Source organism: Lactobacillus bombicola (assembly GCF_900112665.1).
GTDB lineage: Bacteria > Bacillota > Bacilli > Lactobacillales > Lactobacillaceae > Lactobacillus > Lactobacillus bombicola.
Genome location: NZ_FOMN01000002.1, coordinates 311,926 through 329,658, shown reverse-complemented (window position 1 = coordinate 329,658; position 17,733 = coordinate 311,926). Strand labels below are relative to the sequence as shown.

20 protein-coding genes are annotated in these 17,733 nt (G+C 34.2%); 14 read left to right on the top strand and 6 right to left on the bottom strand.

The genetic code is table 11. From position 1 onward, the window contains the following. Together BM203_RS03130 and BM203_RS03125 are read left to right on the top strand one after the other, a co-directional pair. The coding region (locus BM203_RS03130) for an SLAP domain-containing protein (RefSeq protein ID WP_208856618.1) at positions 1-494 on the top strand (494 nt) is incomplete at its 5' end. 540 nt (positions 495-1,034) lie between these two features. Continuing rightward, positions 1,035-2,060: a branched-chain amino acid aminotransferase gene (locus tag BM203_RS03125; protein ID WP_090092669.1), complete on the top strand. Its 1,026-nt coding sequence runs from the start codon at positions 1,035-1,037 to the stop codon at positions 2,058-2,060. 329 nt (positions 2,061-2,389) lie between these two features. On the opposite strand, the gene BM203_RS03115 is transcribed toward BM203_RS03125, so the two are convergent. Beyond that, a complete protein-coding gene (locus tag BM203_RS03115; RefSeq protein WP_159428283.1) occupies positions 2,390-2,911 on the bottom strand; it encodes a DUF2812 domain-containing protein in 522 nt (173 codons plus the stop codon). A gap of 1 nt (position 2,912) precedes the next feature. Then, positions 2,913-3,230, bottom strand: coding sequence for a PadR family transcriptional regulator (locus BM203_RS03110; RefSeq protein WP_205755854.1), 318 nt, complete (start codon positions 3,228-3,230; stop codon positions 2,913-2,915). 183 nt (positions 3,231-3,413) lie between these two features. Here BM203_RS03110 and BM203_RS03105 point away from each other — a divergent pair, with 183 nt between their 5' ends. From BM203_RS03105 to BM203_RS03070, 8 genes are all read left to right on the top strand, one after another. Next, positions 3,414-4,523: an alpha/beta hydrolase fold domain-containing protein gene (locus BM203_RS03105; protein WP_090092664.1), complete on the top strand. Its 1,110-nt coding sequence runs from the start codon at positions 3,414-3,416 to the stop codon at positions 4,521-4,523. A gap of 133 nt (positions 4,524-4,656) precedes the next feature. Then, the gene (locus BM203_RS03100) at positions 4,657-5,151 is read left to right on the top strand and encodes a PTS sugar transporter subunit IIB (protein WP_090092662.1); all 495 of its coding nucleotides are present in this window, start codon (positions 4,657-4,659) and stop codon (positions 5,149-5,151) included. Between the two features lie 2 nt (positions 5,152-5,153). Next, the gene (locus BM203_RS03095; RefSeq protein WP_090092661.1) at positions 5,154-5,945 is read left to right on the top strand and encodes a PTS mannose/fructose/sorbose/N-acetylgalactosamine transporter subunit IIC; all 792 of its coding nucleotides are present in this window, start codon (positions 5,154-5,156) and stop codon (positions 5,943-5,945) included. Continuing rightward, positions 5,938-6,759 carry a PTS system mannose/fructose/sorbose family transporter subunit IID gene (locus tag BM203_RS03090; protein ID WP_090092659.1) on the top strand — a complete coding sequence of 274 codons (822 nt, stop codon included), beginning with the start codon at positions 5,938-5,940 and terminating at the stop codon, positions 6,757-6,759. The genes BM203_RS03095 and BM203_RS03090 overlap by 8 nt, the downstream gene beginning before the upstream one ends. 1 nt (position 6,760) lies before the next feature. Further along, positions 6,761-7,177 (top strand): PTS sugar transporter subunit IIA, encoded by a 417-nt coding sequence (locus tag BM203_RS03085; RefSeq protein WP_090092658.1) that lies wholly within the window; start codon positions 6,761-6,763, stop codon positions 7,175-7,177. Positions 7,178-7,188: 11 nt separating this feature from the next. Next, complete coding sequence (locus tag BM203_RS03080; RefSeq protein WP_090092657.1) at positions 7,189-8,046, top strand: PRD domain-containing protein; 858 nt, start codon at positions 7,189-7,191, stop codon at positions 8,044-8,046. A gap of 173 nt (positions 8,047-8,219) precedes the next feature. Further along, positions 8,220-9,110 carry a DUF3737 family protein gene (locus BM203_RS03075; protein ID WP_090092656.1) on the top strand — a complete coding sequence of 297 codons (891 nt, stop codon included), beginning with the start codon at positions 8,220-8,222 and terminating at the stop codon, positions 9,108-9,110. After that, the gene (locus tag BM203_RS03070; RefSeq protein WP_090092655.1) at positions 9,111-10,289 is read left to right on the top strand and encodes a MalY/PatB family protein; all 1,179 of its coding nucleotides are present in this window, start codon (positions 9,111-9,113) and stop codon (positions 10,287-10,289) included. It abuts the gene before it with no gap. A gap of 450 nt (positions 10,290-10,739) precedes the next feature. Here the strand turns inward: BM203_RS03070 and BM203_RS03065 are convergent, their stop codons facing one another. From BM203_RS03065 to BM203_RS03050, 4 genes are all read right to left on the bottom strand, one after another. After that, on the bottom strand, positions 10,740-11,267 hold the full coding sequence (locus tag BM203_RS03065) for a hypothetical protein (protein ID WP_090092654.1): 528 nt from the start codon (positions 11,265-11,267) through the stop codon (positions 10,740-10,742). Positions 11,268-11,466: 199 nt separating this feature from the next. Further along, positions 11,467-11,907 (bottom strand): flavodoxin family protein, encoded by a 441-nt coding sequence (locus BM203_RS03060; RefSeq protein WP_090092653.1) that lies wholly within the window; start codon positions 11,905-11,907, stop codon positions 11,467-11,469. A gap of 1 nt (position 11,908) precedes the next feature. Then, a complete protein-coding gene (locus BM203_RS03055; RefSeq protein WP_090092652.1) occupies positions 11,909-12,952 on the bottom strand; it encodes a zinc-dependent alcohol dehydrogenase family protein in 1,044 nt (347 codons plus the stop codon). 19 nt (positions 12,953-12,971) lie between these two features. After that, complete coding sequence (locus BM203_RS03050; protein ID WP_090092651.1) at positions 12,972-13,595, bottom strand: NAD(P)H-binding protein; 624 nt, start codon at positions 13,593-13,595, stop codon at positions 12,972-12,974. Positions 13,596-13,883: 288 nt separating this feature from the next. On the opposite strand from BM203_RS03050, the gene BM203_RS03045 reads away from it, so the two are divergent. The 4 genes from BM203_RS03045 to BM203_RS03030 all read left to right on the top strand — a co-directional run bounded on the left by BM203_RS03045 (position 13,884) and on the right by BM203_RS03030 (position 17,694). After that, on the top strand, positions 13,884-14,774 hold the full coding sequence (locus tag BM203_RS03045) for an SDR family oxidoreductase (protein ID WP_090092650.1): 891 nt from the start codon (positions 13,884-13,886) through the stop codon (positions 14,772-14,774). A gap of 256 nt (positions 14,775-15,030) precedes the next feature. Next, entirely contained in the window at positions 15,031-15,423 is a 393-nt protein-coding gene (locus BM203_RS03040; protein ID WP_165777842.1) for a cytidine deaminase family protein, read from the top strand. Continuing rightward, entirely contained in the window at positions 15,423-15,860 is a 438-nt protein-coding gene (locus BM203_RS03035) for an ASCH domain-containing protein (RefSeq protein ID WP_090092649.1), read from the top strand. The genes BM203_RS03040 and BM203_RS03035 overlap by 1 nt, the downstream gene beginning before the upstream one ends. Before the next feature lie 280 nt (positions 15,861-16,140). Further along, entirely contained in the window at positions 16,141-17,694 is a 1,554-nt protein-coding gene (locus BM203_RS03030) for an ATP-binding cassette domain-containing protein (RefSeq protein WP_090092648.1), read from the top strand. Positions 17,695-17,733: the final 39 nt, after the last annotated feature.

Below are 17,733 nucleotides of genomic sequence, written 5' to 3'. Positions count from 1 at the left end.
CAGGTGCAAGTAACGGAACTTCAACCCCAGATGCAGGAAATGGAACTTCAACCCCAGGTGAATTACCAACACCGGGCGAACTACCAACACCAAAAATTGGACTTAAGTTATACTTAAATAGAGCCTCATATCAATATACTAAAGCAGGTAAACGTGTACCAAAAAGCAAACTTTCCAAGAAAAAGACCGTTATGAGTAATGGTAAAGTTTACACTATTAAAGGCAAAAAGTATTATTGTATTGGTCATAATAGATATATTAAAGCAGTTAACGTGCTCCCATATAGTAAAAAGCATGATGAACTACTTAAGTTATATTTAAATAGAGCGTCATATCAGTATACTAAGACAGGTAAACGTGTACTAAAAAGTTTGCTTTCCAAGAAAAAGACAGTTATGAGTAATCGTGAAGTTTACACTATTAAAGGTAAAAAATATTATCGTATTGGTCATAATAGATATATCAAAGTTGCTAACGTTGTTACTCCTTATTAATGATTGGGAAAATCAATTAATCAATTGAATTTACAAATGTACAACTAATTGCCTAACGTAAAGCGATATTGTAAAAATAGAAAAATACCCTAAGTTCGTTTGAACCTAAGGTATTTTTTTATACAATTGTATTTAATTAAACTGCACATAACAATATAGAGTTGACAGTTTATGTTGAAGTTTGTTTACTTAAATAGTGATTGGAGTAACCAAAAGCGCTTATTTAAACTAGTTTCAGCCGGCTTTGACCCTTTAGCTTTTCTAAATTTTAATATAGGAGACTTACGATACTGGCGCTTACTGATTGCTTCTTTTTTGCTTTCAGCTTTGTGACTTCTTTTTTTGCTGTTTTTGTAGCAATAATTTTTGAACTTATACAAATAATTAATAATAGGTGGATAAAGTATGAGGCTTAACTAAGCAAATAGTCAAATTGTTTTAAGAATAATCTTTCCTGACTATTGACATTAGGAGTTTTATAGCATAAATTAGTCAATAATTAAATTGTGATTAAACAAATTGGTTAAGTAGGAGGTTTTTATGAAACAACGAGTAGAAGATCTTGATTGGAAAAACTTAGGTTTTGTGTATCGCGATTTGCCATATCGCTATGTAGCAAAGTACAAAGATGGTCAATGGCAGGAAGGTAAATTAGTCGAAGCTTCAACTTTGACCCTGTCTGAAGGAGCTGAAATTTTACATTACGGCCAAGAAATCTTTGAAGGTCTAAAGGCTTATCGTAGAAAAGATGGTAAGATTAACTTATTTCGCCCGGAGCAAAATGCCCATCGCTTTACTTTGTCGGCGGAGCGCTTGGCGATGCCACCATTTCCAGAAGAACAATTTGTGGCTGCAGTTAAGCAAGTCGTTTTGGCTAACCAAGAATTTGTACCACCATATGATAGTGGCGCCACCTTATATTTACGGCCATTCATGGTAGGCACTTCTAATGTTTTGGGCGTTCAAGCCGCCAATGAATATACTTTTCGTATTTTTGCCGTACCAGTTGGCGCATACATTAAGGGGTTAAATCCGGCGGCTTATATTGTCAGTGACTACGATCGTGCTGCTTATGCTGGGACAGGTCAAGCTAAGACTGCTGGCAATTATGCCAGTAGTTTATTGCCGTCAGTTGAGGCGCATCAAAAGGGGTATGCTGATTGTCTTTATCTTGATCCCCGCGAACATAAATATATTGATGAATTTGGCGGGGCCAATTTCTTTGGCATTACGTCAGAGGGGCAATTTGTGACACCTAAATCCCCGTCGATTTTGATTTCCATTACTAAAAAATCACTGCTGGAATTGGCCAAAAAGCAAGGCTTAAATCCAGTTGAACGTCAGATTACTTTAGCAGAGGCTTTTGAATTGAAAGAAGCAGGCGCCATGGGTACAGCAGCTGTTATTTCGCCAGTTGGGTCAATCACTTACCAGGGGCAAAAGCATGTGATTTATAGTGAAAAAGAAACCGGTCCGATTACAACCAAGCTGTATCAAGAATTGGTTGACATCCAATATGGTAATGAAGAAGGACCGGAAGGTTGGGTACAAGAAATTAGTGAATAAGGGAATAAAAAAATGGATACGCTATTGATTATTTTTCTCATTTTAGCTTTTGAACTTTTACCAATAGACTCTTGGCTTAATAAGCATAATCTAATCTATGTTACCCCTATTTGCTATAGTTTATTGCTGATTTTGATTTTACTACTTTCCGTATTTGGTTTTGCGAATGCTTTCCATTGGTATGACTATGTAATAGCAATCATTACCTTTATTTATGAATGGCTAGTACTTTTTAAACGTATTCAAAAAAATTAGGTATCTTAATAAAAAACAAGCGGCAACAATTATGAGGGTTGCCGCTTTTATTTACTGTTATGAATTAAAAAGAATCAACTAGTAGTTAATTTTTTAAGACGGATTGACAAAGTACTTAGTTTGAGTAGAAAAAATAATTCAAATAAGCCAAAGAAACCTAAGCCAAAGTATCTTGCCCAGCCACTATTGCCATTACTAATATCAGTCATGAGCATTTGAATTAGTGGTAATGGAAATAGCGTTGTGAGTAATATTTGTCTGCGAATGCGTTTTAAATAGCTTAGCTTGGAGTCATTATCTGAATAAAGTTGAAAGTCTCCTTGAACTGCGGAACGCCGGAAATAGATCCATTGGCCAATTTGAGCAATTTTTTCGGCACCGGTCTCTTCAATAAAATTAATATAATCTTGTTGTTTCGTTTTAGAAGCTTTAGGATCAAGAAAATCAATGCGATAAATATATTTGGGCTTTTGATTAGTAAAATAATAGAGTAACCCCTTAATTTTGGTTAACTGCCAGCCAGCAGCTGCCATTTGATTAAGCCAAGTTTCTTCTTGTTTGTCACTAAAAAATAGCCGGAACTTCTTCTTTTCCAATTTAGTTATCCTCCATAATTTTGTGCCCATTATTTACCAATTCTTCTAATCTCTTAAGTTCATTGATTACAATTTCTTTCCCTTGGGAAGTAATAACGTATTGTTTTTTGTGATCAATGTTGTTTACGGGCAAGGCTTTAATCCATTGATTTTGCTCTAATTTATTTAGTGCTCCATACAATGTACCTGCAGCTAGCATGACTCTTTCGTCAGATAGCTCAGCAATTTTCTTCATAATGCCATAGCCATGTAATGGTTTAAATAATGATAATAGGATGTAGTAATAGGCTTCTGTTAGAACGATATGTTTAGGATGCAAAATTGACACGATCCTTTATATAAGTAAAGTATAAAATAAATTTCAGTAAACGCTTTCTAAAAATGAAAGAATGTGCTAACATAGAGGTTAAATAGGATCGTAACAGTTTAAAAACTGGCGAAACCGAAGAAGTATATAAGTTATATGCTTTTTCGGTTTTTTTGTGTCTAAGGGAGGATTTTTATGGAACAAAGACAATATTCGCATACTTTAATTGAGGAATTACAAACAAAGACTATGCGAAAAGTTATTAATGGAGTGGAAGAAATAGTTAAGCCTGTTCCAGGACAAGATGGTAATCCAAAATTAAATATTGTGGATCCGCACGTTAAGATGATTATACAGAAAAAAATTGATGAGGGAATTGGTGACAAGCCTTTTTCACTAAATTTTGATCGCAATCGTCCGGAAAACATTACCTATGATTTAACTACCAGTCCAGTTAAACTAGATGAAAAATTAGTAGAAATTGATGGTGATCATTATATTGATACATTTATTTATAGTGCAGAAAACTTAAATCATGCTAACCCTATATTAATCTATTTTCATGGTGGAGCCTTTATGACAGGTAAGATTGAAGAATTTGGCGAGCAGATGAAATTTATTGCTGAACAAGCTAAATCAACAGTAATTTTCCCGCATTATCGTTTAGCACCAGAAAATCCATATCCTGCAGCAATTGATGATGCGATGGGAATCATTAATTGGGTAAAAGCCAATCATCAACAACTGGGTTCAGATAATGAAAAAATAATTTTAGCAGGTGACAGTGCGGGGGCAAGCATAATTAATTCTTGCATTGTGCGATTACACAATACATCAATTATTGCTAAAGCAGTTGAACTATACCCAGCTATTGATAATGACATGGAAAAGTATTATAAATGGAGCAAGTTCGATGTTTGCTCTAAAGATGAAAAATATGCTAAAAATAGAGTTAACAGGATGCTTAAGTCTTTACCTGCATTTGAGAATAATTATTTACATCACAAAATTGATCCAAGAGATGAGATAGTTAATCTTTTTAATCTAAGAGATTGGGGTAAGCTGCCCCCGATTACATTTATTGTTAATCAATATGATTTGTTGACGTTAGTAACAGAAGAATTTGTTAAAAAGGCACTTGAACATAATGCTGATCTAAAAGTTATTAAATATATGGGATGTGATCATGGTAGTCTTAACTTTTTTGGAACAGAACCACAAGCAGAAGATATGTGCTTGGAGATAGCAAAAATCATAATAGAATCATCCAATTTAAATGAAAGCACTTGCAAAAGCAAAAATTGATTGATAAGATAAAGAAAATTAAATAAAGGATCGTAACAGTTTAAAAACTGGCGAAACCAAAATAATGATTTATACACGTCAAATTGTGTCAATAATCATTGTTTTGGTTTTTTGTTTTTTGGAGGAATAAATAATGGCAATTGTAGGAGCAAGAATTGATAATCGTTTATTACATGGTATAGTAGCAACCAGTTGGGCACCAGATTCAAATGCTACAAGAGTAATGGTGGTTGATGATGGGGTAGCCAATGACCCACAAAAAAAGCAAGCTATGAAACTTGGACGTCCATCAGGTATGGCAGTATCAATCATTACTAAACAAAAAGCATTGGACAACTTCAAAAATCATAAATATGATCGACAGAAAGTTTTTATTGTATCACAAACACCAGATGTATTTTTAAATTTAATTGAACAGGGAGAAAAAATTTCTGAACTCATTTTGGGTGGTACTTTAACTTTTGATGATGCAATTAAAGTAACTAATAGAGCATATATAAAATCAAAGCAAGTTGATACATATAAAGAAATTATTGCTAAAGGATGTAAAATCATTTCTAAATATGTTCCGCAGGATGATAGTGTTGATGTTGCAGAAGTTTTAGGTAATAAGAAAGCTGGTGCTTAATTATGGGTCTAACAATTTGGCAAGTAATTTTGATTACAGTTATTGCTTATATCCAAAGATTAGATTTTGAAACAACTCAAATCATTTCAATGAATTATATGTTTTGGTCTTGTGTAGTTGGTGCTTTATTAGGCGACTTTCAAATGGGACTCATAGTTGGTGCAACTATTCAGCTAATGTCGCTGGGAGTGGCTGCTTTAGGAGGTAGTTCTACGCCGGACTATGCAGTTGCAGCTATTATTTCAACAACTGTAGCAATTACTGCAGGTAAGGGAATGGCAGCTGGCTTGGCTCTAGGTATTCCTGTAGGAATGATATGTATTCAATTAGATGTTTTATTAAAGATTATCAACTCGTTTATTACCAATAAGGCGCATGATTTAGCTAATAAACGCCAATATAGAAAAATGAGAAACCTTATCCCTGTTATGACTGTGTTGATGCCTCTTGAATCAGCTATTCCTGTATTTATTGCTGTGCTATTTGGTAAAACTGTGGTTAGTAGCATTCTTAACTTTATGCCAGCCTGGTTTACCGTTGGCTTAAATGTAGCTGGTGGAATGTTGCCAGCAGTTGGGATGGCAATGTTGTTAACTTACATGCCTCTTAAAAAATATGGTTACTGGTTATTAATCGGGTTTGCTTTAACCGCATATTTAAAAATGCCGGTTCTAGGTGTTGCTTTAATCGGAACAGCTGGTGCAATACCAACATTTATGAATCATTCAAATAGTGGTAATAGCTTGGTAACTACAACAAATGGAATGACAGAGGAGGATATGGAAGATGAATAGGGACAATGTAGTGGAAAAAAATGATCAAGTTTTAACAAAAAAAGATCTTTGGCGTGCGATGAGAAGGCACTATTTGGCAATTAGTACATATAACTATGATAGTGGCTTTGCAGCTACGCTTGTTTGGGAATTATTCCCTGCTTTAAGTAAAATCTATAAAGATGATCCAGATGGTTTGCAAGAGTCAATTGATAATCAATTTAAGTTTTATAACTGTAATCCATGGGTTTCTCCAATTATTACGGGAGCAACTTTAGCAATTGAGGAAAAGGGTAAAAACAAATCTCTTCAAGCTGTCCAAGATTTAAAAGCTGCCTTAATGGGCCCTTTTTCTGGAATTGGGGACACATTGATTTGGGTATTATTTCCAACAGTATTAGGAGCTATTGCTGCTTCAATGGGAAAACATGGCAGTAGTATAGGTATGTGGATCTATGCAACAATTTATATACTATTCTTTTTCTTACGCTCATTTTTATATAATGTTGGTTATCAATCAGGCACATCATTAATGACTAATATGAGCGATAAGCTTTCTGCTTTAACTGATGCAGTTTCGGTATTAGGCATTGCCGTAATTGGTGCGATAGTTCCAGCAACAGTTAATTTCAAATTGGCACTAAAGTTTAGTCAAGCAGGCGTATCTTTGACAGGGCAACAAATCTTAGATCAATTAATGCCAGGATTAATGCCCGTACTGTTAACTGGGTTATTATACTGGATGCTTAAAAAGGGTCATAAAATGACAACTTTAATTTTAATGGTAATCATTATTGCAATGGCTGGAGCAGGACTAGGTATTTTTAAGGCATAATATGAAACAAATAATAATTATATCGCATAAAACAATGTCACAAGGGATGGTAGAAACAATTAAGTTTTTTGCTGGAAATATTCAGAATTTGCACTTTATTTGTGCCTATGAGAATGAAGAAAATGAATTTCCAATTGATAAACTTATTAAACTGATTGATGGTTTTAATTCTCAAGATCAAGTCTTTTTATTAACTGATTTATTGGGTGGAAGTGTTAATCAAAATTGTACACAACTTATTAATGAGAGACATGTTAATGTGATTACGGGAATAAATCTAGCTATAGCTTTGTCAATTGTACTTGATACTGGCGATTATCTTTCAAATGAAAAAATAAGTGAATTAATTAAGGAGGCGAAGAGTCAGATGATTTATATGAATAATTATATTGATAATAATGAATCAGATGATGAGTAGGAATTAGTAAAATGAAAGTAATCAAAGTCTTTAACAATAATGTTGTTTTAGTTAGTGATCAAAATCATCAACAAGCAATTCTTTTTGGTAAAGGAATAGGATTTAAAAAACATCCAGGAGATGAAATAGCAAAAAGTAAAGATGTACAAACTTTTATTAAAAATATTAGGGATCCTGAATGGCTTAATTCACTATCAAATTTACTTGAGAGTGTGCCAATAGAATATCTGGCAATTTCTAAAAATATCATTGAATATGCAGAGAAAAAACTCAATACAACATTTAATCAATTTTTGATTATTAGTTTAGCAGACCATATTTACTTTGCAGTAAAGCGGAGTAGTGAACATGATGTGTCTTCACTTGCTAGTGTCAGGGATGTTTATCCATTAGAATATAATGTTGCACAAGAAAGTGTTAAAAGAATCAATACAACTTTTAATGTAATATTACCACCTGGTGAAGCAGGCTTAATAGCAATTCATTTTGTGGAAAATGAAATTAGTCCGATTAATGAGAATCAGCAATTAAGTGAAAATTTTGTTACGCTACACCTAAGTAAAGTACTGCAAATTATTATTTCAGATTTAGGTTATCCTGCTCAACCCACATCTTTGGAACGCTTGACAATACACTTAAGATTCTTAATTACGCAAATTCAAAGTAATAGTAAGTATTTAGTAAATACGTCCTCGGATAATAGACAGATATTGGATTCCTTTTTAAAACAATTTCCCGAATTAAGAGAAACACTTAAAAAATTACAAGATTATTTTTACCAAGAAATGGAATATAAATTAAATAGCAGTGAACGGCTTTACTTAGTTATTCACCTAAAGCAAATTGAGAATGCAACAGATGATGAATGATGTAATTAGCAAAAAATAAAATTTTATATGAATTTGGCTTTTTTAAAGTTAAATATCCTATCCCCCTGACGATAACTTTTAGTAATACTTAGTATTAAGTAATTGGTATTTTAAATTAAATGATTTTTGTTTAATAATTAAAATATGCAAAGATTATGATAGGGAGAGGGATAATGAATAGTATTAAGAACCACTACTTTACAGGCGAACGAATCCTTTTTGGACTTAAAAAAGCCGAATTGGCAGGTATTGTTTTTGGAGAAGGTGAGTCACCGCTCAAAGAAGCGCATAATCTGAATATTAAAAATTCAATTTTCAAATGGAAATATCCTTTGTGGTATGACACCGATATTGAAGTTGAGAATACTACGTTTGAAACCATGGCGCGCAGCGGCATCTGGTATACCCAAAATATTAAAATGACGAATTCAGCCCTTCAGGCTCCTAAGTTGTTTAGAAGATCAGCCGGCATTAAGTTAGACCACGTTCATTTTGCTAATGCTGAAGAAACAATGTGGAGCTGCCAAGATATCAAAATGACCAATTGTCAGGTTAATGGCGCTTATTTTGGTAAAGATAGTGCGAATATTTATCTTGACCAGGTAAGTATTATTGGCAACTATGCTTTTGATGGCGCAAAAAATGTTGAGGTACATCATTCTACCTTAATTTCAAAAGATGCCTTCTGGAATTGTGAAAATGTGACTGTCTATGATTCCACAATTGTTGGTGAATATTTGGCTTGGAATAGTAAAAATATTAAGTTTATCAATTGTAAAATTGAAAGCAATCAAGGCTTAAATTACATTAATCAACTTAAAATGAAAAATACTAGCTTGTTTCATACAGACTTAGCTTTTGAATATGTATCAAAGCTTGATGTTGAAGTGACGACTAAGATTGATAGTGTCAAAAATCCTATCTCTGGTAAAATTGTTGCCCCAGAAATAGGTACATTAATTATTGATCCCAATAAAGTCTCTCCAGATAAGACGCAGGTTGTATGTGATAAGATCGGTATAAGAACTGTTTGTTCAGATTTAAATCAGAAACCCGAGGATTAAATGATGGAAAATAAGTATGATTTTATTAATGCCCCTGATCGGCGCCAAACTGATTCAGTAAAGTGGGCTGTTCAAGCTGGGGAGTTGCCCATGTCGCTTGCTGATATGGACTTTAAGACAGCTCCCGAAATTATTGCAGCACTGAAAGAAAAAATTTCCTTAGGTTGCTTTGGTTATGAATGGCCAAGAGATAATTATTTTGAGGCTGTTGCTGACTGGTATGAAAAAGAACACAATCAGCGTCCTAAAACTGAGTGGATGCTCTTTACTACTGGAGTTGTGCCAGCTATTTCTGCAATTGTGCGTCGTGTATCGCAAATTGGTGACAATGTTTTAGTACAAGCGCCAGTTTACAATGTTTTTTATAATTCGATTGAAAATAATGGGCGGCATGTTTTGAGTAGCGATTTAAAGTTTGCTGATAATGAATATCACATTGATTGGCAGGATCTAGCAGCAAAATTAGCCCAGCCACTGACTAGCTTGATGATTTTTTGTAATCCGCATAATCCTATTGGCAAAGTATGGACTAAGGCAGAAGTGCAACATTTAGCGGATCTTTGTTATCAAAATCATGTTATCTTACTATCAGATGAAATTCATGGCGATTTAGTTAGAAATGGTGAAGATTATACGCCAGCCTTTGCAGTTAATGGTGAAAGCCTGGCTCAAGTTATTTCGTTAGTCTCTCCAAGTAAAACTTTTAATGTGGCTGCGCTCCATGCTGCTACAATCATAGTACCTGATGCTAATTTGCGAGCACAGGTTAATCGCGGAATAAATAGTGATGAAGTAGCTGAACCAAATTTATTAGCAATTCCCGGAACAATTGCTGCTTATGAGCAAGGTCATGAGTGGCGGCAAGCATTATTAGCAGAGTTAAGGTCAAATTTTACTTATGCTGAGAATTTTATCAGTCGAGAAATTCCTAGCATAAAAGTTGTCTCGGGGACGGCAACTTATTTGTTATGGTTAAATGTTGGACAGTTAAGTAGCAATTCTTCAGAATTAGCGGCTTATTTACGTCAAGCAACAGGGCTAATTCTAGCACCCGGAAATATTTATCGTGGAAATGGGAACCAATTTTTACGAATGAATTTGGCCTGTCCATTATCCATGGTGCAAGATGGGTTAAATCGTTTAAAAAATGGGTTAGATTGTTGGATAAATAGAGTATAATTTTTAATTGTATATTAGAATAGATTATTTTATTTTTTTAACAGAAAAATAAAATAATCTGTATAAACATTAATGGTAATGCGATATTATAGTTTTGTTCAATCCATATATACTATATAATTAAACTATATATTAATAGTATTATCTATTATTAATAATTTTTATATATTGCAAAAATTTTAATTTTGTTATATTATATTTCTTGGCTTAATGCTAATATCTAAATGGGGGGACGTTAACATGAACTGGTTACAAATTTTGCAACTTATTCTTGACACGCTTAAGCACATCTTTGCTTAATGCCAAGTAATAACAAAAAAGCCTTATTCTAAATAAGAATAAGGCTTTTTTTATTTCTCTATGCTGTATAAGATTTAAAAATTCATGTCGTGTTATCGTTATTTATGACATGCTTTAGTTTTGTCCTATCATTTATGTTAGCTGTAACAATTATTTAGTATTACTTGCTTTGAATTTTTTGGCAAGATCAATTGCAGTTAGAATATAATCTAAGATAGACATAATTGATAAAATTGATTTTTTAGGATTAAATGTTTTTTTGATAATAAGCGGTATTTGACTACTAAAAGCGATAAAAAGAACGATAACTAATAATTTAGTTGCAGGAAATGGACTATTTTTTTGATCGAAACGATTTAATAGATTTCTAATTGTGTTAACTGCTTTTGGTGAAAGCTTCATTTTGTCGGCTAGCAAACTTAAAAAAGCTTGATTTTTAAAAATAGGAACCAGTTCAGTGCTTGCTTTGTGCGACAATTGGACTAATTGTTGGTGCACCTGTTCGCTATTTTTGGCACTATCAGCTAATAATTTTTCTACTTGTTCTAAGCCGGATTGAGTCCAGGAATAATTGCTATCTGGTAACTTTTGCCAAATTTTTGGCCCCTGATTACCTACTATTTTTAGTTGCTTAAGTAAATTCAAAGGAAAATTAATAAAATACTTTTTAATGTTCATAATTTTACCTCCTAGCGGCCTCATTATAGCAGGGATATCAACTAAATGAATTAAATATGCTTGATTTATCTTGCAATAACTTAAGTATATTATTCTTATTTAAGAATCAAAAGAGTGAAAGGCTCTCATGTGAGAACCTTTCACTTCGTTAAAATTTATTCAATTTTGCCATTTGTTTTTAGATGATTTTGCTAAATTATTAATGCTGAGTAAAATTTTGTTGAATATTAATATATTCCATGTGAGCGACTTGAGCAAATCTTTTGATAATTGAAGTTACTGGTTTAATCGTATCTGCAGGATTACTACCTTGAATAAAGACGGAAAGTTTTTTTCCTGCTAAAGTGTCCAGTTCTGGATCTTGCCCAATTCGTTCAATTAAGGTTTTGAGATAACCACTCATATCATGCCAATAAGCAGGTGTACCAAGGACAATCCAATCTGTTTTTTGTAATCTGGCTAATACTTTTCCAAATTGATCATCGGAATAATGTTGATTGATTTGGTAAATTTTATAATCAACTAAATTGATTTGCTCAAAGTCTTTGTCTTTAAGAAAAGCCTTTCCCATCCGGCTAGTGTTACCTGCTTGATTTTGACTCGCATTAATGAATAAAATTTTCATTTTATCTACTTTCATTTTATTCTGAATCGATAATTAATAAAGATTTAATTGCTTCTCGTTGATCCATTGCCTCATATGCTTCTTGAATCTGGTTTAAAGAAAAGCGTTTAGTGAAGACTTTTCCGGGATGAATTTTTCCATTTAAAACAGCATCAAGTAAAATTTTGCGATCATCAAAAGTAACGGACGCAATTCCACCACGCAAGCCAATGTTGCGCCAGAATAAGTTACGCGTATCTAGACTTGAGCTTTGTGGAACACCAACGCGACCAACAATTGAACCGGGACGTCCAACTTGAACCGCTGTTGCGACAGCTTGATCAGTACCTACACATTCTAGTACAGCATCAGCACCTATTCCATTAGTTAATGTCATTACGTGGTCAACTGCTTGTTTGCCTCTTTCTGGCACGATATCGGTTGCTCCAAACTCTGTTGCTAATTTTTGCCGATCTTCATGGCGACTCATAGCGATGATTTTTTTGGCTCCCAATAGTTTAGCAGCAATTACACCACATAGACCAACCGCACCGTCACCAATAACAACGACTGTATCACCATTTTTAACTTCGGCACTGTCTGCGGCATGGTAGCCAGTTGCCATAACATCAGCTAATGTTAGAAAATCATTTAATTGTTCATCACTGTAATTCTGTGGTTTTCCCGGGATCTTGACTAAAGCCCAATTAGCATTATGAAATTCAAGATATTCGCCTTGATAGCCACCGTTAGTATCATTGCCTTGATTTAAACAGTTTCCATCAAAACCTGCTAGACAAGCGGCACAATGACCACAACCATGGGTAAAAGGAGCGATTACAAAATCACCTGGTTTAATATTAGTCACGTTTGTACCAACTTTTTCAACAATACCAATTGCCTCGTGTCCAGTTGTCGTATTAGGATCACGGTGAGAAAGTCCCCTAAACCACCATAAGTCAGACCCACAAACTGAAGCGCGAACGACATGAATAATTGCATCATCTCCAGATTTAAGTTTAGGCATTGGGTAATCTTGCACTTCAATTTTACCTGGTTTAATAAATGTTCCTACTTTCATTTTTAACCTCCTACTTTTTTTAATATACTGGTTGCTCTTGCCCTTGAGTAGCAGGATCAGCAATTCCAATACTATCATTGACATAAAGTTCGGGTTTGAGCACAATTTTCAAAATTGCATCAGCAATGCTTTGGCGCGACCCCGAGACACCAACATATGGTTGATGACGGGTAGTGATCGTATATTTAATTTCGTTACGATCATTAAGCCATGGCAACCGCAAAGTCGTGTATTGCAAGCCAGAATCTGCTAAAAGTCGATCTGAATTAATTGCGGTTGCCAGTCCACTTAATGTATATTCATGATTCCAACGACCAAATTCTCCACTAACTTCGTTGTATATACCAAGAATATTAGTAAAGAGAACTCTTGATACGTGATGATTTTTCATTGCTGTAATGACGTTTTTAGTAATGGTATTGTTTTGAGAATGATCAACAACTGCAACAAGAACCAGATCCTGCCCGTTTATTGCTCGATCAACTTCATCTTGTTTTAGTAAATCTACTTCTAGAACACGTGCGCTATCAGCGTGGCGTAGACCTAAGGTTAACTTGATATTGTTAAAATCAGGCTGATTTAAAATACGTTGTTCAACAATTTGAGCAATTTGCCCGTTTGCTGCTAATATTAAGAACTTCATTTATAACCTCCTTTTTGTTACTTACCAAAAGTATATGACCTTAGAGCAACTCTAAGTCAACTTTTTTAAAAGCTATTTTAGTTAATAATTAAATTCACCTAGTATTAGATAGAGATGAATTTTTTAAGAGCTATTCATAGAAAAGTATCAAATAACAGATGTTAATGAACTATTATGAAAGGATTGTTTTGTTAATGCAAATTTCAAAAATTTTCCTTTCAAGCATAATTGTTGCTTTATTATTGTAAGCGCTATAAATTAAAGATAGGTTAATGAAAGGAGATTATAATGATGGACAACAACTTAATAAATCCGTTAACTCGTTACCATGATGATGATTTTTCCAAACAGTCACAAAAATATCCGGGAATTCAAAGTAAGATGGATCCGTTACCTAATGGTGATATGCGCGACTATGAGGGACATAATTTACTTACTGGTCGCCATGCCTTAATTACTGGAGGCGATTCAGGTATTGGTCGAGCAGTAGCGATTGGTTTTGCTAAAGAAGGTGCCGATGTTGCTATTCAATATTTACCAGAAGAAGCTGATGATGCCAAAGAAGTTGCAAAATTAATTGAACAAGAAGGACAAAAGGCAGTGCTGATACCGGCTGATTTTCGCAAGCGTGGTGAAGCATCCCGGGTGAGTGAACAGGCAATTAAAGAGTTTGGTAGTCTAGAATTACTGGTAATGAATTCAGCAATCCAGCAAAACTCTGCTAGCTTGGAAGATTTATCAATGGATCAAGTTCATGATACGTTTGAAGTTAACATTATTTCAATGTATGAAATGGTTAAAGCTAGTGTACCAAAGATGAAACCAGGTAGTGTGATCTTGACGACGACCTCGCTGCAGGCATTTAGTCCAACCCCAATTTTACTTGATTATGCCGCAACTAAAGCAGCCATTGCTAACTTTTCAATCAACTTGGCGCAAGAATTGGCGCCTAAGGGGATCAGGGTCAATAGTGTTTCGCCCGGTCCCGTTTGGACACCACTTCAAGTGGCTGGAGGACAACCGACCGACGCTTTAGAGAAATTTGGGCAAGAAGAACCATTGAATCGGGCGGGTCAACCCGATGAATTAGCTCCAGTCTATATCTTCTTAGCTTCTAATATGGCTAGTTATATCACGGGACAAGTTTATGGTGTGACTGGTGGTCAATCAATTAATTAGCTTAAAAGTTATCTTGAAGCTCCATTGCTATTTGAAACCTATCAAGTAACAATCGGGGCTTTATTTTTATTTAATTTTTTGATAAATTATATTTAATAAATTACCAAAAATAAGACAAGACCGTTTTAATAAAAACTTTCATTTTGTTTTGTCAGTATTTTGGCGGCAAGTTTATTGAAAGGGTTAGAGTGATTGACTTAGAAAAAGTCCCACAAATAGCTCTATTATTTAGCAAAGAAGCTGGAAGGAGCAAAAAATGGACCAGCAATGGCAAGAAATGCTTGCGGCAGCAAAGAAAGTCCAAGGCTTTCGCTTAATTGGTAATCACATGGAGGTCGGTGGTGTAGCAGCCGCTGTTTTATCAGAGTCTGGTAAAATTTATACTGGCATTTGTGTTGATACTGCCTGTGGGTTGGGGTTATGTGCGGAAAGAAACGCCTTAATGAGTATGCTTACTCAAGGCGAAACAAGAATTACTAGAGTGTTAGCGATTATGTCAAATGGGCAAAATGGCGCCCCCTGTGGCGCTTGCCGTGAATTTATTGTTCAATTAATGGAAAAAGATTATCAAAAGGTTGAAGTAATGCTAGATTATAAGCAAGCAAAAGTAATGACAATGGGTGAATTAACACCACAATGGTGGCTCTAATGAATGAAGAAACAATTAAATATTGGCAAGACTTTTGTCAAAAACATCAATTACCTCAAAATACGCCAGTTACGGCCTGGTCATTTGGCGCTACTAGTGATAAATTAGCTAATTTAGTAAAGCAAGGGCTTAAAACGGCGACGACTTCTGCATATGAACTTTACACAAAAGATGAGCCATTGCCACAAGTTGGGGATTGGAATATCATCCTTGATCAGGCTGCTAGGCCAGTTTGTGTAGTTCAAGATAAAGTAGTTGAAATAATTCCCTATGAGCAAATTTCAGCTGAGCATGCCTATCATGAAGGTGATGGTAGTTATCAAAATTGGCGCCGAATTCATGATGAGTATTTTACTAAAGAATATCAAGAAGAAGGAAATAAGGAATTTTATCCGCAAGCACCAATGGTTTGTGAGGTTTTTGAAAAGATTGATTAGTTTTTATTTAATCTTTTAACAAATATGATATAATAATTAAAAGATGAAGAAAGAGAGACTACTACTAAAATGAAAAATTAATTTCTGAAATATTATTATGCGAAAAAGATTGATAACCCATACATTTCGGTGTGTTTTTTTTTGCTGATAATCAGAAATTAGTCTTGAATTTAGCTTAGGTAGTCGTATCTGACACTGGCTTTTTTGTGCACTGCTAATTTAGGTTGGAAGCAACTGTTATCAGTGCTTTTTCTTTACTCAAGAAAGCGAGTTATTAGGTATGGAATATCTCAAAATTAATCAATTGCAACTTGAATACCAAGGAGAAAAACTATTATACGTTGACAAACTAAATGTACAAGATGGGCAGAGGATTGGCCTGATTGGTAAAAACGGTACTGGCAAAACGACTTTGTTTAATGTAATCAGCCAAAAGCCAGTGGTATTTAGCGTTACGGGCCAAATTCAACGTAATTGTCAATTGGCAATGGTAGCACAGATTATAAGTTACAGTAAACAAAGTGGTGGTGAAAGGGAACGACAGGAAATTATGACAGCAATGGCGCAAATGCGCCATAGTAAGAATACTTTACTATTATTGGATGAACCTACATCGAATTTAGATATTGGTCAACAGCAATGGCTCATTGAAATTTTAAATCACCTAAAAAACCCATATATTGTAATTAGTCATGATCGCCATTTTTTAACACAAACTGTCAATACAATTTGGTATTTGAATGACAAAAAAGTTATTGCGTACAAAGAATCATTTTTAAATTTTGAACAAGATCTCAAAAAAAGAAGAGAAAATGAGGCAATACAGTATCATAATCAAATAAAGCAAATTCAAAAATTAAAAAAGGCGCAGCAACGAAAGCAACAACAAGTCAATCGTGCCAATCGTAAGAAAAAACCTTTATCTTGGTCAGAATGGAAAAATCGAGATTATGGTGGTAAAGAAAAACATTTGGCGCATACACAAAAGATAATTAAGCAACGGATTAAAGAAGAAACTACAAACATAGCAAGACCATATATTCATAAACCAATGACATTAAATAATTTGAAGTGGCAATCTTCAGCTATTTCTATAAAAGATAACTTACTCCGCATTGAGCCACAAAAAATAACTATTGCCCAGCGTGAATTATTTACAATCGCAACGCAACTAAAGCTTAAAACTGGCCAAAAAGTGGCTTTAACGGGTCCTAATGGTTGCGGCAAGTCTGTTTTTTTAAGTCAGATAGTTGCGAAAACTTTGGTTGAATGGCTTAATCCTCAAGCTAAAATTGGCTTTTTTCGGCAAGATTTTCGGCAAGAAACTAAAAATAAGAAGACTGTTCTAAGTGAAATAATGCAACTTAGTTTATTCGATAAAACAGCAACGCTTCAATTTTTAGGTGATTTACGTTTACAACCGTTTTTAAAAACAACAATATGTTCTCTGAGTGGAGGACAATTAGTTTGTTATAAATTGGCACGGGTGTTATTGGGACAACATGATTTATTAATTCTGGATGAACCAAATAATTTCTTAGATCTTGCTGCAATTAAAGCGGTAGAAAATTTTCTGAATAACTATCCTTTTGCAGTAATCTTGGTTTCACATGATCAACAATTTTTAACTAATTTGAATTTTCCAACTTGGAAAATCAAAAAGCAGCAATTGCTTCTACCAGAAAGCGATTCTAACCAAAAAAGCATACAAAATAATAGTGAATTAGAATTATTAAAGTTTAAGTTAGCTAAAGCTATTTCCGACCCTAATGTGGCAATTGCCGAAGTCAAGCAACTAAAGCAAAAAATAACTGACTTAACGCTGCCTAAATAGTTAAAAGAGATAAGTAAGAAAGCAAATAACCCCCCAAAT

What these genes read in the sequence shown, in the direction of transcription:
- BM203_RS03030 (WP_090092648.1), top strand. Translation starts at nt 16,141, where the DNA reads ATGGAATATCTCAAAATTAATCAATTGCAACTTGAATACCAAGGAGAA.
- BM203_RS03035 (WP_090092649.1), top strand. Translation starts at nt 15,423, where the DNA reads ATGAATGAAGAAACAATTAAATATTGGCAAGACTTTTGTCAAAAACAT.
- BM203_RS03090 (WP_090092659.1), top strand. Translation starts at nt 5,938, where the DNA reads ATGAATAGGGACAATGTAGTGGAAAAAAATGATCAAGTTTTAACAAAA.
- BM203_RS03050 (WP_090092651.1), bottom strand. Translation starts at nt 13,595, where the DNA reads ATGAAGTTCTTAATATTAGCAGCAAACGGGCAAATTGCTCAAATTGTT.
- BM203_RS03125 (WP_090092669.1), top strand. Translation starts at nt 1,035, where the DNA reads ATGAAACAACGAGTAGAAGATCTTGATTGGAAAAACTTAGGTTTTGTG.
- BM203_RS03040 (WP_165777842.1), top strand. Translation starts at nt 15,031, where the DNA reads ATGGACCAGCAATGGCAAGAAATGCTTGCGGCAGCAAAGAAAGTCCAA.
- BM203_RS03085 (WP_090092658.1), top strand. Translation starts at nt 6,761, where the DNA reads ATGAAACAAATAATAATTATATCGCATAAAACAATGTCACAAGGGATG.
- BM203_RS03070 (WP_090092655.1), top strand. Translation starts at nt 9,111, where the DNA reads ATGATGGAAAATAAGTATGATTTTATTAATGCCCCTGATCGGCGCCAA.
- BM203_RS03105 (WP_090092664.1), top strand. Translation starts at nt 3,414, where the DNA reads ATGGAACAAAGACAATATTCGCATACTTTAATTGAGGAATTACAAACA.
- BM203_RS03045 (WP_090092650.1), top strand. Translation starts at nt 13,884, where the DNA reads ATGATGGACAACAACTTAATAAATCCGTTAACTCGTTACCATGATGAT.
- BM203_RS03075 (WP_090092656.1), top strand. Translation starts at nt 8,220, where the DNA reads ATGAATAGTATTAAGAACCACTACTTTACAGGCGAACGAATCCTTTTT.
- BM203_RS03080 (WP_090092657.1), top strand. Translation starts at nt 7,189, where the DNA reads ATGAAAGTAATCAAAGTCTTTAACAATAATGTTGTTTTAGTTAGTGAT.
- BM203_RS03095 (WP_090092661.1), top strand. Translation starts at nt 5,154, where the DNA reads ATGGGTCTAACAATTTGGCAAGTAATTTTGATTACAGTTATTGCTTAT.
- BM203_RS03065 (WP_090092654.1), bottom strand. Translation starts at nt 11,267, where the DNA reads ATGAACATTAAAAAGTATTTTATTAATTTTCCTTTGAATTTACTTAAG.
- BM203_RS03055 (WP_090092652.1), bottom strand. Translation starts at nt 12,952, where the DNA reads ATGAAAGTAGGAACATTTATTAAACCAGGTAAAATTGAAGTGCAAGAT.
- BM203_RS03100 (WP_090092662.1), top strand. Translation starts at nt 4,657, where the DNA reads ATGGCAATTGTAGGAGCAAGAATTGATAATCGTTTATTACATGGTATA.
- BM203_RS03060 (WP_090092653.1), bottom strand. Translation starts at nt 11,907, where the DNA reads ATGAAAGTAGATAAAATGAAAATTTTATTCATTAATGCGAGTCAAAAT.